Annotated in this window: 11 protein-coding genes; 2 read left to right on the top strand and 9 right to left on the bottom strand. The window is 39.7% G+C overall.

Annotated features, from left to right (window positions below; translation table 11 throughout):
- Positions 1-4 precede the first annotated feature (4 nt).
- From uppS to pyrH, 4 genes are all read right to left on the bottom strand, one after another.
- Positions 5-724 carry a polyprenyl diphosphate synthase gene (gene uppS, locus A9500_RS05295; protein ID WP_065244159.1) on the bottom strand — a complete coding sequence of 240 codons (720 nt, stop codon included), beginning with the start codon at positions 722-724 and terminating at the stop codon, positions 5-7.
- Positions 725-764: 40 nt separating this feature from the next.
- Positions 765-1,964, bottom strand: a complete 1,200-nt coding sequence (gene ispC / locus A9500_RS05290; RefSeq protein ID WP_065244158.1) for a 1-deoxy-D-xylulose-5-phosphate reductoisomerase — start codon at positions 1,962-1,964, stop codon at positions 765-767.
- A gap of 89 nt (positions 1,965-2,053) precedes the next feature.
- Complete coding sequence (gene frr / locus A9500_RS05285; protein WP_005696784.1) at positions 2,054-2,611, bottom strand: ribosome recycling factor; 558 nt, start codon at positions 2,609-2,611, stop codon at positions 2,054-2,056.
- Between the two features lie 124 nt (positions 2,612-2,735).
- Positions 2,736-3,449, bottom strand: a complete 714-nt coding sequence (gene pyrH / locus A9500_RS05280) for a UMP kinase (protein WP_005698626.1) — start codon at positions 3,447-3,449, stop codon at positions 2,736-2,738.
- Positions 3,450-3,574: 125 nt separating this feature from the next.
- On the opposite strand from pyrH, the gene A9500_RS05275 reads away from it, so the two are divergent.
- Positions 3,575-5,134: a phosphoethanolamine transferase gene (locus A9500_RS05275; protein ID WP_065244157.1), complete on the top strand. Its 1,560-nt coding sequence runs from the start codon at positions 3,575-3,577 to the stop codon at positions 5,132-5,134.
- 74 nt (positions 5,135-5,208) lie between these two features.
- On the opposite strand, the gene tsf is transcribed toward A9500_RS05275, so the two are convergent.
- The 4 genes from tsf to mtr form a co-directional block, all read right to left on the bottom strand.
- Complete coding sequence (gene tsf, locus A9500_RS05270) at positions 5,209-6,060, bottom strand: translation elongation factor Ts (protein WP_049365655.1); 852 nt, start codon at positions 6,058-6,060, stop codon at positions 5,209-5,211.
- Positions 6,061-6,193: 133 nt separating this feature from the next.
- The gene (gene rpsB / locus A9500_RS05265; RefSeq protein ID WP_005698638.1) at positions 6,194-6,916 is read right to left on the bottom strand and encodes a 30S ribosomal protein S2; all 723 of its coding nucleotides are present in this window, start codon (positions 6,914-6,916) and stop codon (positions 6,194-6,196) included.
- A gap of 169 nt (positions 6,917-7,085) precedes the next feature.
- The gene (locus tag A9500_RS05260) at positions 7,086-7,859 is read right to left on the bottom strand and encodes a class I SAM-dependent methyltransferase (protein WP_065244156.1); all 774 of its coding nucleotides are present in this window, start codon (positions 7,857-7,859) and stop codon (positions 7,086-7,088) included.
- A gap of 64 nt (positions 7,860-7,923) precedes the next feature.
- On the bottom strand, positions 7,924-9,180 hold the full coding sequence (mtr, locus tag A9500_RS05255) for a tryptophan permease (protein WP_065244155.1): 1,257 nt from the start codon (positions 9,178-9,180) through the stop codon (positions 7,924-7,926).
- A gap of 121 nt (positions 9,181-9,301) precedes the next feature.
- Here mtr and A9500_RS05250 point away from each other — a divergent pair, with 121 nt between their 5' ends.
- A complete protein-coding gene (locus A9500_RS05250) occupies positions 9,302-10,081 on the top strand; it encodes a M48 family metallopeptidase (RefSeq protein WP_005699798.1) in 780 nt (259 codons plus the stop codon).
- Positions 10,082-10,208: 127 nt separating this feature from the next.
- Here the strand turns inward: A9500_RS05250 and A9500_RS05245 are convergent, their stop codons facing one another.
- On the bottom strand, positions 10,209-13,313 hold the full coding sequence (locus A9500_RS05245) for an efflux RND transporter permease subunit (RefSeq protein ID WP_065244154.1): 3,105 nt from the start codon (positions 13,311-13,313) through the stop codon (positions 10,209-10,211).
- Positions 13,314-13,322 lie beyond the last annotated feature (9 nt).

Below are 13,322 nucleotides of genomic sequence, written 5' to 3'. Positions count from 1 at the left end.
CCGCTTATTCTGTCCCGCCAAAACGGCGATGACGTTGTTGATAGCAGGCAATTGCCTGATTAAAATCTTTTTCACTAAAATCCGGCCAAAGCACATCTAAAAAACACAATTCCGCATACGCAATTTGCCAAAGTAAGAAATTACTAATGCGTTGCTCACCGCTCGTCCGAATTAACAAATCGACCGGCGGCTCATCTTGTGTGACTAAATGTTGCTGGAAAAGTGATTCATTAATATCACTCACCGAAATCTCATTATTTTTTACTTTTTCAGCTAATTGTTGGGTCGCTTGAACAATATCCCAACAACCACCGTAATTCGCCGCAATATTTAAAGTCAGTGCGGTATTATTTCCCGTTAAATTTTCTGCTTTTACGATCTTCTCTTGCAATTTTTCACTAAAACGAGAAACATCACCGATAATCTTTAAACGAATATTATTTTTATGTAATTTTTTGACTTCTCGATCAAGCGCTTGCATAAAGAGCGTCATTAAAGCGCTCACTTCTTGCTCGGGGCGATTCCAGTTTTCGCTGCTAAACGCATATAACGTCAAAAATTTGATGCCAGTTTGTCGTGCATAGCTCACCGCACGGCGAACAGCCGCCACCCCATTTGTATGGCCAAAAATACGCAGCTTATTTTGTTGTTTCGCCCAGCGCCCATTACCATCCATTATGATGGCAACGTGTTCGGGAATATTATTGTTATCAAGTTCTTTCATTCTAAAATATTCGAATTTTGTGACCGCACTTTGGTGTATTCTACATTAACTTTTTAATCAGCAAAGCTGCTAATTCACGTGCTTGCTTATCTACGGCTAATACATTATCAATGCTTGAAATTATAGAAGATTGCATTTTCTCAACCGCTGCTTGGTTAATTTTCGCAATATCCATAAATTTAATATAGCCATCTAAAAAGGCTTGTACTGCAATTTCATTTGCTGCATTCATAGCGGTTGTCGCATACTGCCCTTCTGCAAAAGCATCGATCGCTAATTTTAAATTTGGATAACGATTAAAATCAGGTTCGATAAACGTCAATTCTTTGATTTTAAAGAAATCTAATGGTTTCACACCACTAACAGTACGATTTGGATAAGCCATGGTTTCCGCAATTGGCGTGCGCATATCCGGATTGCCCATTTGAGCAATGACCGAGCCATCTACATAGCGCACCATTGAATGAATAATAGATTGAGGATGAATGATCACTTCCATTTCATCAGCCGATGCATTGAAGAGCCAGCGGGCTTCAATGTACTCTAAACCTTTATTCATCATCGTGGCAGAATCCACGGAGATTTTTTTACCCATTGACCAGTTTGGGTGGGCGACGGCTTGTGCGGGAGTAATATGTTCAAACTCATTTAATGGCGTATAACGGAAAGGCCCACCAGAACCAGTTAAGACAATTTTACTGACGCCCAATTCTTTCAAAGGACAGAACCCAACTTTTTCTTGCGCTTCAGGCGGTAAAGATTGAAAAATCGCGTTATGCTCACTATCAACAGGCAATAATTTTGCTTTGAATTGTTTTACTGCATCAATAAAAATTTGACCACAAGTCACTAAAGATTCTTTGTTAGCAAGTAAGACTTTCTTACTCGCTTTCACTGCTGAAAGGGTCGGTAGTAATCCAGCTGCCCCCACAATTGCTGCCATCACTTGATCCGCATCAGGATGTGCTGCTAGCTCACAAATGGCTTTTTGTCCTGCTAAGACTTCCGTTTTAATGTGGTGTGAAGCTAATTTTTCTCGCAATACCTTTGCCGCATTTTCGTCATCTAGTGCGGCAAAGTGCGGTTGAAATTTCACGCATTGTTCAAACATTGTCTCAACATTTTTGCCTCCCACTAACGCAAAGGCATGGTATTTGTCGGAGTTATGTTCGATAACTGAAAGGGTGCTATGACCAATAGAACCTGTTGATCCTAAAATAACAAGATTTTGTTTTTGCATAAAATTTCGACCGCACTTTGTGCTTTTATTTCTTCATCAGAATAGAACAAGGGCAGACACTTGGTCTGCCCCAAAACATGGTTCGACAATTAGAAATCCATTAATTCTTTTTCTTTATCAGCTAAGATCTCATCCACTTTTTTGATATAGCTATCAGTCACTTTTTGAATGATTTCTTCCGCTTTGTGTTGATCGTTTTCGCTGATTTCTTTGTCTTTTAATAATGCTTTGATTTTATCATTTGCATCACGACGTACGTTACGAATCGCGACTTTACCTTGTTCACCTTCGCTTTTTACGATTTTGATTAAATCGCGACGACGTTCTTCAGTTAATGGAGGAAGAGGCACGCGAATTGTTGTACCTGCTGAAGATGGGTTTAAACCTAAATCAGACGTTAAAATTGCTTTTTCTACTGCACTGATTAAAGAACGGTCAAATACTGTTACCGCTAAAGTACGCGCATCTTCTGCAACAACGTTAGCCAATTGACGAAGTGGCGTCGCTGCACCATAGTATTCCACTTGGATAGCGTCTAATAAGCTAGGTTGAGCACGACCTGTACGGATTTTTGCAATATGTCCACGCAACGCTTCGAGGCTTTTTTCCATACGAGCTTCAGCATCTTGTTTAATTTCATTAATCATTCATCTGTCCTTTTAAATAAATAAAGATAAAACACAGTGATTTTACTGGATTTTTAGGGAGTTTTGAATAAATTTATTCATAAAAAAGGCGAGATAGTCTCTCGCCATTTTATTCTTTAAAAAATTAACTAATCGTTGTGCCTTCTTCTGTACCGAGTACAACTTTGCGTAACGCACCTGGTTTACACATATTAAATACACGAATTGGCATACCGTGGTCACGCGCAAGTGTGAATGCAGCTAAATCCATTACTTGTAATTCTTTATCAATCACTTCTGCATAAGATAATTTATGGTATAGCTTCGCGTTAGGATTTTTTGCTGGGTCGCAATCATACACGCCATCAACTTTGGTCGCTTTTAACACGATATCCGCTTCAATTTCGATACCACGTAAGCATGCCGCCGAATCTGTGGTAAAGAACGGGCTCCCCGTACCTGCAGAGAAAATTACGACACGTTTTTCACGCAACATTTTAATCGCTTCAGACCAGTTATAAGTATCGCAAATACCATTTAATTGGAATGCAGACATTAACTTCGCATTCACATCTGCACGGTGAAGCGCATCACGCATCGCCAAACCATTCATCACGGTTGCAAGCATCCCCATATGATCGCCCACTACGCGATTCATCCCCGCTTTAGCTAATTTTGCGCCACGGAATAAGTTACCACCGCCGAGCACAACACCAACTTCCACACCCATTTCAATTAATTCTTTAATCTCTAACGCCATACGATCAAGAATCGAAGGATCGATACCGAATCCCTCATCCCCTTGTAATGCTTCACCACTTAATTTCAATAAAATACGTTTGTAAATTGGTTGGCTCATTTGTCTTTTCCTTTGTCGGTTACAAAATTTGGCTTATTCTAGCAAAAGAGCGAAAAAGTTAAAAATGGAAATTGGTCAGAAAAGTGCGATAAAATATCGCTGTTTTGATTTTATAGGTAAACTTTATGAAGATTTCAAAAACCTCACAAATTTTAACCGCACTTTTTTCTTTGGCTTGTGCCATTGCTGCTGGTTATTTGATTTTACGAGGTTCAGGGATGTTTCCTGAGCCATCTATTAGTCTGATTTTACTCACGGCTATTTTCATTATTTTGTTAAGTAGCAGCCGAAAATCCTTCTATTTAATTTTGTTGCCATTAGTTTGCTTACATGCATTTTATACACCAACAGGTTTAAATTTTGGCGCACCAAGTTACCAATATATCGCTTCGGTTCTTGCGACAGATATGTTGGAAACCAAAGAATTTCTGCTACAAATTCCAGTAAGTAGCTATTTAGCCGCATTGGCTATTCCACTATTAGTCTTTTTACATTACAAAAGTGCGGTCAAATTTGGCGTGAAATTTTATCGCAATAAAACATTTATCGCTTTGGCTACCTTGTTAATTGGTTATAACTTACCAATTGCTGCACCATTAAAAGAAACCATTGATTCCACTGTTAAAATCGTTGATGAATGGCAAAAATTGAAAAAAATGTCACAAGAAAGCAACTGGGGACAATCCACATTAGAAAATTCGAAATACCAAGATTATGTGATTATTTTGGGTGAAAGTGCGCGAAAAGACTACTTACATGCTTATGGCTATCCTGTTAATGACACGCCATTTATGTCATCAGCAAATGGCACACTTATTGATGGAATGACATCTGCCGGAACCAACACTGTCGCCTCATTGCGCTTAATGTTAACTTTACCAGACAAAGAAAAATGGGAACCAAACTATGATTTAAGCTTAGTGGATCTGATTAAGTCCGCGGGCGTAAAAACCTATTGGTTATCAAACCAAGGCTTCTTAGGTGAATATGACACGCCAGTTGCTTCGCTTGCATCCAAATCTGATGAAACCATTTTCTTGAAAAAAGGCGGGAGTTTTAATTCGACAAACTACAGCGATTTTGATTTAATCCCTAAATTTGCCCAAGTTTTAGAAGATCCAACACAAGGTAAACGCTTTATTGTGTTACACATTTATGGTTCACATCCTCTTGCTTGCGATCGTGTTGAAGATTATCCAAAAATTTTCAGCGACAATGAAATCGAGAAAAAGAACGAATACTTAAATTGCTATATTACATCCATTAAGAAAACCGATGATTTTATTAAGAAAGTGTATGAAACGCTCAAAGAAAACGAGCAAAAAACACACCGCACTTTCTCCATGATTTATTTTTCAGATCATGGTTTATGTCATCAGGAAGATGATAAACATGGTGTAACCTTGTTTAATCAAAACTGTCACAGCCAATTACATCATAATATTCCGCTCTTTAAGATTTCATCTGATGATACGGCACGTAAAGAATACAAAGCCTTTAAATCTGGTTTGAATTTCTTAGAAGGCATCGCTAATTGGATAGGGATTAAAAATCCTAAGCTCACATTAGAGGAAGATTTATTCTCTGAACAAGCTGACACAGATGACTATGGACTGAAAAAAATGATTGAAGAAAAATATCGTAAAGATGCAGACCCTGCCATTGATATTCGTCCGAATAAATAGAGAAATATCTCAAATTTAAGACAACAAAAAAGCCGATATTGAATATCGGCTTTTTTATATCTCAATGGAGAAAATTAAGCGTTACCGCCAGTGATTTTTGCAACTTCAGCTGCGAAATCTTCTTCTTTTTTCTCGATACCTTCACCCACTTCTAAACGGATGAAGTTAGACACTGAAGTGTTTACTGATTTTAAGAAGTCACCTACAGATACAGAAGGATCCATGACGAATGGTTGACCTGTTAATGAAACTTCACCAGTGAATTTCTTCATACGACCTTCAACCATTTTCTCTGCGATTTCTTTTGGTTTGCCAGAGTTAACTGCGATATCAATTTGGATTTGACGCTCGTGTTCAACTACTTCTGCAGGTACATCTTCTGGGTTCACGAATTCTGGTTTAGATGCTGCTACGTGCATTGCCACTTTTTTAAGTTCATCAGCTGAACCTTCACCCGCAACTAACACACCGATTTTCGCACCGTGTAAGTATTGAGCAATAACTTGACCATCTAAGTAAGCAACACGACGGATGTTCATGTTCTCACCGATTTTAGCCACTAATGCAGCACGTTTTTCTTCAAATTGTGCTTGTAACGCTTCGATAGTGGTACCTTTGTGTGCTGCTGCGAAATCAGCTACTTCGTTTGCTAAACCTAAGAAGCCAGCATCTTTTGCTACGAAGTCAGTTTCACAGTTCATTTCAACTAATACACCGAAACCATTTTCTACACGAGCAAGGATAACACCTTCAGCTGCAACACGGCCTGCTTTTTTAGCTGCTTTAGCTTGACCAGATTTACGCATGTTGTCGATTGCTAACTCGATATCACCGTTTGCTTCAACTAATGCTTTTTTACATTCCATCATACCGGCACCGGTACGTTCACGAAGTTCTTTTACTAATGATGCTGTGATTTCAGCCATTTTAAAAATCCTCTGTCGAAAATGCGATTTATTTTGACCGCACTTTTAGATAAAAATATAGGGGCTAAATTTTAGCCCCTATGCCAATTAATCGTTCGATTATTAAGGGCTTCGCCTTATTGCAAAACTTAAATTATTCTGCGTCAGCTGCTAATTCTTCAGCAACTTGAGCTTCGTTACCACGACCTTCTTTAACCGCTGCTGCAGCTGCAGAAACGTAAAGTTGGATAGCACGAGTCGCATCATCGTTACCAGGGATAACGAAATCTACGCCAGCTGGAGTTGAGTTAGTATCAACGATAGCAAATACAGGAATACCTAGGTTGTTTGCTTCTTTAACAGCGATATGTTCGTGGTCTGCACCGATAACGAATAACGCATCTGGTAAGCCGCCCATATCTTTGATACCGCCAAGGCTTAATTCAAGTTTTTCCATCTCACGGGTACGCATTAACGCTTCTTTTTTGGTTAATTTGTCAAAAGTACCGTCTTGAGATTGAGTTTCTAAATCTTTTAAACGTTTAATTGATTGACGAACGGTTTTCCAGTTAGTCAACATACCACCTAACCAACGGTGGTTTACGTAATATTGTTGACAGTCTAATGCTGCAGCTTGTACTGCTTCTTGAGCCGCGCGTTTAGTACCAACGAATAATACTTTACCGTTGTTGCTAGCAATACGGGTTAATTCCGCTAAAGCTTCGTTGAATAAAGGTAAAGTTTTTTCTAAGTTGATGATATGAACACCGTTACGAGCACCAAAAATGAAAGGTTTCATTTGTGGGTTCCAGTAACGAGTTTGGTGTCCGAAGTGTACGCCCGCGTTGATCATGTCGCGCATTGAAACTTGTGCCATAATATTTTCCTTTTGTTGGGGTTGAGCCTCCACATATCAGCTAATCGACCGTTTGGCACCCCGATTAAGCCTTAATGATATGTGTGTGTTGTTAATAATTAAAAACGCTGCTTTTGAAACCCAAAAACAGCGGTGCGATTTATACCATAAAGTGCGGTCAAAAACCAGTTTATTTTGTTAAATTCATCACTTTTCTTGCTTTAATAAACAATAAAGGGGGACGATGCCGCAAATCTTTAAATTCATCATGCCATTGTGGCTGCTCGGCTAACATTGGTTCAGCCATTTGTTCAATTTGAAAACCTGCGGCAATTAAATCATTAATAATTGTTGCTGTCGTGCGGTGATACGTTTTGAAAGGTTGTCGAAACCAATTTCGCTCTCTCAATCCTTCATCACGGTAATGATTTAAACGATAAGCGACTTGCTGTTTTTGCTCATTTTTTTCCCAGCGTTCCCCTTCTTTATGGCTAGTCGTAATCGGATGCTCTTGGGAAAAAACTAATGTGCCGTTAGGCTTAAGCTTATTGGCTATCATCGCTAATAAAGCGGGAAAATCCTCAATATAATGAAAAGCAAAAGAGCTGGTAATGACATCAAAATCACGTTCTGGCAATTCTGTTAATTTTTCCATCGGTAACTGATATAACGAAAAACGCCCTGAAAATTGACTGCACTTTTGTAGATCTTTTTCGGCTTGCTCGAGCATTTTAACTGAAAGATCTGTTCCCACTACACTCGCCGCATCGCGTTCTAAATAGAGTTGCAAATGTCCACCTGTTCCACAACCTAGATCGAGTAATTTTTTCCCTTGTAAATCAGGTAATAGGGAAAGCATCGTTGGCTTTTCCACTATTTCATTGAGACTGATGGGATTAGATCGAAGTTTTTGATAAAGCGCAAAGAAGTTTTCTTTATCGTAAACACTCGTTTTGTTATTCATTTTGTTTCCTATGCAAAATTAAAAAGGGCGTATTTGATACGCCCCTACATATTAACGTGAAAACTTATCCTGCGAAACTTGCAAACCATCCTAAGTTTGCGCCTACTTGTGCCACAATATTTAACACACCGAATAAGATCACAAAGCCAATCATAAAATTACCACCATAGACTTTATAAGTTGCATTTGGGAATTTTTGACGACTTGCTCTGGCAAGCAGTGCTGGTACGATTGCTGCCCAAATGGTTGCAGCTAATCCCGCATAACCAATGGCAATCACGAAGCCATAAGGGAATTGTAAACTTAATAATAACGGCGGTAAGAACGTCACCAATGTAGTTTTGGTTCTGCCTAACAAGCTGTCATCAAATTTAAATAAATCGGCAATGTAGTCGAATAACCCTAAAGTCACTCCTAAGAATGAAGTCGCAATAGCCATATAAGCAAAGAAATTCAACACAACGGCAATGTATTCTACTTCAATGTATTTGTGTAACGCTTCTAATAATGCTGATACATCGCCACCTTTTGCAATCACCGGAGCAAACTCGGTACGCGGTAAATTACCTTGCACCGCAAGCTGCCATAAAATGTAAATCACTAAGGCTAAACCTGTACCAATAAAGATCGATTTCATCACGCGACGACCATCACGATCGTAATATTTGACGAGACTCGGTACATTTCCGTGGAAACCAAAAGACACTAAGCAAACTGGAAGTGCGGTCAATAAATAAGGCAAATAGCTTTGTTCACCTTCCGCAATGGTATTGAATAACACCTCTGTTTTTACAGAGCTCAATAAACCTGCAGTAGAAAGGAAGAAAGCCACCACCATTCCAACGATCAAAATGGTTGTGAAACGATCCACTGCTTTAGTAGAAAGCCAGACGAAAGCTGCAAGAATAAAACAGAAAATCAAGGAACCAGAAGTACGTCCAATATCGACCGCACTTTCAGCGGAACCCAAGGCTTGATTGAGCAAGTTTTGTGTAATACCGCCGCCAGAGGTGATATAGGCATAGGTTAAAATATACAGTACGAAAGCAACGGAAAGACCATTGATAATATTCCAACCTTTTCCTAACAAATCTTTCACGATGGTGTCAAAGCTTGAGCCGGTAGGATAATGTAAGTTGGCTTCTAAGATCATCAAACCTGATGTGGTCATACAAAACCAGGTGTAAACCAAAACCAGAATAGAGCCGATAAACCATACACCCGCCGTCGAGGTTGGGTTAGCAAGCATACCGGCACCAATTGCGGTACCCGCAATAATCATGGCGCCGCCTAATAAAGAAGGAGATTTTTTTATTGTCATCGTTAAGTCCTAAAATAAAAATTTGCACTATTATAGTAGTACAAATTTAAAAGACAATCTTTTTGTATCGACAAAACGCAATAAATTCATATAATCAGCCATCTCAACAAAAGGATAATTTATGAAAAAACAACTCAAAAGTTTTGCTTTTGCTGTATTAGCAGGGGCGGTTATCACGTCTTGTGCGGATTCTGCCTCAATCAATCAAGAAGCAGCAAGCAGCTATACACAAGAAATGGGGAAAATTCGCTCACAAGGTGCGATTGATACCACATCAAATACCGCAAGACGTATTCATCACGTCTTTAACAAAATGGTGCCTTATGCAAACCAAGCGAATGAAACTGGCTTAAAGTTTAATTGGCAAATCAATGTCATTAAATCTAAAGAGCTCAATGCTTGGGCAATGCCAGGCGGGAAAATGGCTTTCTACACAGGTTTAGTAGATACCTTACAACTAAACGACAATGAAATTGCCGTTGTAATGGGACATGAAATGGCACACGCCTTAAAAGAACATGGTAAAGCCAAAGCCAACTTCGGCACCATGAGTGCCATTGCAGGCGCTATTGGTGGAACAGCACTGTCTGTTGTGGTTGGAGCCGATGTGACTGATTTAGTGACACTCACGAAAGACTTTGCTTTAGATAAACCGTACTCTCGTAGTGCTGAAACTGAAGCCGATGAGGTGGGTCTCATGTTAATGGCTCGCTCGGGTTATAATCCACAAGTCGCGCCTGGCTTATGGCAAAAAATGGCTAAAGCCTCTGGTGGTTCTAAAGGTGCACTTGATGTGTTAGCTTCTACTCACCCGAGTGATGAATCCCGTCAAGAAAACTTACAACGCTTATTACCAGAAGCGATGGAACTTTATAAAGCGGCAAAAAATAAAAATGGCTAAATAAAATAGTCAAAAAATTGACCGCACTTTACAAATAAAAAGCGAACATGATGTTCGCTTTTTTAATCTCTCAAAGAAAACCGCACTTGAAAAATCAAAGTGCGGTTTGTTTTTATAGTATTTTCAATTAATGTTGTTCGTTAATGTGACCTTCAATTGGTTTTACATTTTCATCAAACACTGGTAACGGTTTGTGTTCGCTTGCAATGTAAGAATAAATCACTGGCAACACGAACAAGGTAAACAATGTACCGATTGCCAAACCTGCCACGATAACGATACCAATACTGAAACGAGATACCGCACCTGCACCTGTTGCATAAAGCAACGGTACAAGACCTGCAATCATCGCTGCGGTTGTCATCAGAATTGGACGTAAACGTACTTTAGCCGCTTCGGTAATCGCTTCAACACGCGTTTTACCATGATTTAACTGCTCTTCTTTCGCTACTTCACACATTAAAATACCGTGTTTTGTGATAAGACCAACTAAGGTAATCAAACCAACCTGTGAGTAGATATTTAGCGTTGTCCCTGCAATACCAATAAATCCGAAAGCATTTAAGGCCAACAATGCACCACTCACAGCTAACGGAACAGAAATCATAATCACGATTGGATCGCGAATTGATTCAAACTGAATCGCCAACACTAAGAAAATAATTACTACCGCAAGTAAGAACGTTACAGCAAGTGCATTACCTTCTTGTACTAACTGACGCGCTTCACCTTTAAAGTCATAGTTATAACCCTGTGGTAACGTATTTTTCGCATTGTCTTGCAACCATTGGATTGCATCACCAATTGAAGTCCCAGGCATCGGTACAGCACTAATCACCGCAGAGTTTAACTGACTGAAACGAGGCAATGTACTTGGTTGCGGTTCCAATGTAGCCGTCACCAAGCTGCTTAATGGCACAGAGGTACCATTTGCCGCAGTGACGTAATACTTATTAAAACTTTCCGGTGATAAACGATTGTCACGTTTTACTTGGGAAATGATTTTATAAGCACGGCCGTCAATATCCACACGTTCAATGGTTGCGGCAGATAAGAAACTCCCTAACGTACGGCTGATTTGTTGCATCGTAATACCGTAAGTCCCCGCTTTTTCACGGTCGATCTTAATACGCATTTGAGCAGTATCAAATTTAAGATCGAGGTTGGTATAAACGAACTTACTGGATTTCTGCATATCCTCTAAGAATTTACCCGCCACATTTGCTAAATCGCCATAGTCTTGTGACGTACTAATCACAAAACCAATTGGAGGACCTTGCTCCCCTGTATCAATTTCTGGGAACGCAAAGCCTTGTACAGACACTTCAGGAATAGATTTCGCTTTTTCATTTAACTCATTCATGATAGCTGTTTGGCTTTTTGAGCGTTCTTTCCAATCTTTTAAAGTCACAACGTTTAAAGATTGGTTAGAGCTTGGTACCCCTGAAATCGTCATCGCAAACTGTACTTCTGGCGTATTGGTTAAAATCTCTTGATAAGGTGTCATCGCATTTTGCACGTAATCTATGTTTACGTTAGAAGGTGCAGAACCGACCGCTATAAATGCGCCCTTGTCTTCTGTAGGTGTTAATTCACTCGAAAGGGATTTAAACAACACGGGTAAGGTTGCAAAAATGATTGCCGCAAACATCAACATACATTTACGGTTTACCATCACCAAATCAAGTACATACGCATAAGCTGCATTCACTTTACTAAGGGTATGCTCTACTCGTTGTTCCAATTTACTTGGAGCCTCATTGGATTTTAGCAATTTACTGGTCATCATTGGTGAAAGCGTTAATGCTACGATACCAGAAATAAATACTGCTCCAGCAAGGGTTAAAGCAAACTCTTTAAACAACGTCCCCGTAATACCGCCCATTAACGCCATTGGTGAATATACCGCAATCAAGGCAATGGTCATGGAAATAACCGGAACGGCAATTTCACGCGTACCTATAATCGCCGCACGGAATGGCGTTTCACCTAACTTAATGTGGCGGTCTACGTTTTCCAATACCACAATCGCATCATCCACCACCAAACCGATGGCTAGAATCAATGCGAGCAAAGTCATCAAGTTAATGGAGAAATCAAATGATTGAAGCAACATAATTACCCCAATTAATGAAATCGGAATAGTGATAACCGGGATTAAAATCGAGCGGAATGAACCAATAAACATGGTAATCACCACCAACACGATTATCGTTGCCTCAACAATCGTTTTGATTACTTCATTAATTGAGTTATTAATCGCAATTGTACGGTCATATAAGATGTCAGATTCAATAGCATCCGGTAGATTATTTTTAATACTGTCATATAGCGGACGTACTTTCGCAGCTACTGTTAATGGGTTTGCTGACGAGGTTGGGTTAATCGCTAATACAACAGAATCTGCGCCATTGGCTACCGCACGTGAGCTATCGCTTGATTTATTTAACTCAATATCAGCGATATCGCGTAAACGTACTAACTTATCACCATTAGACGTCACAATTAAGTTGCTTAATTCTTCAACCGATTTTGTCGTAGTTTCTACTTTGTTTTTATAGGTCACAAAATAGCCATTATCATTACCTGCTGCTGTTTGAACGTTATTCGCCGATAATGCTGACATCACCTGTGTTGCCGAAAGGTTTTGAGCCGCCATTTTTTCTGGGTCTAACCAAACACGAAGTGCGTACTCCGAAGCACCAAAGATCTGTACACTCGCCACACCTTCTACGGTAAAGAATTGTGGTTTCACTACGCGTTGAATATAGTCAGTCACTTGGCTTGCATCAAGTTTGTTAGAACGGAAACTAATATACATAATCCCCGAACCACCGGTTGATGAAGAAATCGTTGGATCTTCAATACCACTTGGTAATTCAGAACGAACTGAGTTAACTTTAGCTAAAACATCTGCCAAGGCCGCATTCGGATCCGTATTTAATTTCATTTTTACGGTGACAGTTGACGTACTTGGGCTAGAGCTTGAAGACATATAGTCCACATTATCTGCTTGCGCTACCGCCTCTTCAATTTTGGAAGTAACAAACGCTTGAATTAAGTTCGCATCCGCCCCTGGATATGCAGTGGTCACCGTAATCACCGTCGTAGTCATTTTCGGATATTCGCGCACAGCCAATTTCGAGATCGCTTGTAAACCTAAAATAATGATTAACAAGCTAATCGAAACCGCCAAAACAGGGCGACGAATAAATATATCGGTAAATCTCATTCGCTTTTC

It is taken from the genome of Haemophilus sp. CCUG 60358 (genome assembly GCF_001679485.1).
GTDB lineage: Bacteria > Pseudomonadota > Gammaproteobacteria > Enterobacterales > Pasteurellaceae > Haemophilus_D.
The sequence above is the reverse complement of the archived record's forward strand: the minus strand, read 5'-3'. Positions and strand labels throughout refer to the sequence as shown.

Bases quoted from the DNA above. Each gene is read 5' to 3' on its own strand.
- uppS (WP_065244159.1), bottom strand. From the start codon at position 724: ATGAAAGAACTTGATAACAATAATATTCCCGAACACGTTGCCATCATA.
- A9500_RS05260 (WP_065244156.1), bottom strand. From the start codon at position 7,859: ATGAATAACAAAACGAGTGTTTACGATAAAGAAAACTTCTTTGCGCTT.
- A9500_RS05250 (WP_005699798.1), top strand. From the start codon at position 9,302: ATGAAAAAACAACTCAAAAGTTTTGCTTTTGCTGTATTAGCAGGGGCG.
- tsf (WP_049365655.1), bottom strand. From the start codon at position 6,060: ATGGCTGAAATCACAGCATCATTAGTAAAAGAACTTCGTGAACGTACC.
- rpsB (WP_005698638.1), bottom strand. From the start codon at position 6,916: ATGGCACAAGTTTCAATGCGCGACATGATCAACGCGGGCGTACACTTC.
- A9500_RS05275 (WP_065244157.1), top strand. From the start codon at position 3,575: ATGAAGATTTCAAAAACCTCACAAATTTTAACCGCACTTTTTTCTTTG.
- mtr (WP_065244155.1), bottom strand. From the start codon at position 9,180: ATGACAATAAAAAAATCTCCTTCTTTATTAGGCGGCGCCATGATTATT.
- A9500_RS05245 (WP_065244154.1), bottom strand. From the start codon at position 13,313: ATGAGATTTACCGATATATTTATTCGTCGCCCTGTTTTGGCGGTTTCG.
- pyrH (WP_005698626.1), bottom strand. From the start codon at position 3,449: ATGAGCCAACCAATTTACAAACGTATTTTATTGAAATTAAGTGGTGAA.
- ispC (WP_065244158.1), bottom strand. From the start codon at position 1,964: ATGCAAAAACAAAATCTTGTTATTTTAGGATCAACAGGTTCTATTGGT.
- frr (WP_005696784.1), bottom strand. From the start codon at position 2,611: ATGATTAATGAAATTAAACAAGATGCTGAAGCTCGTATGGAAAAAAGC.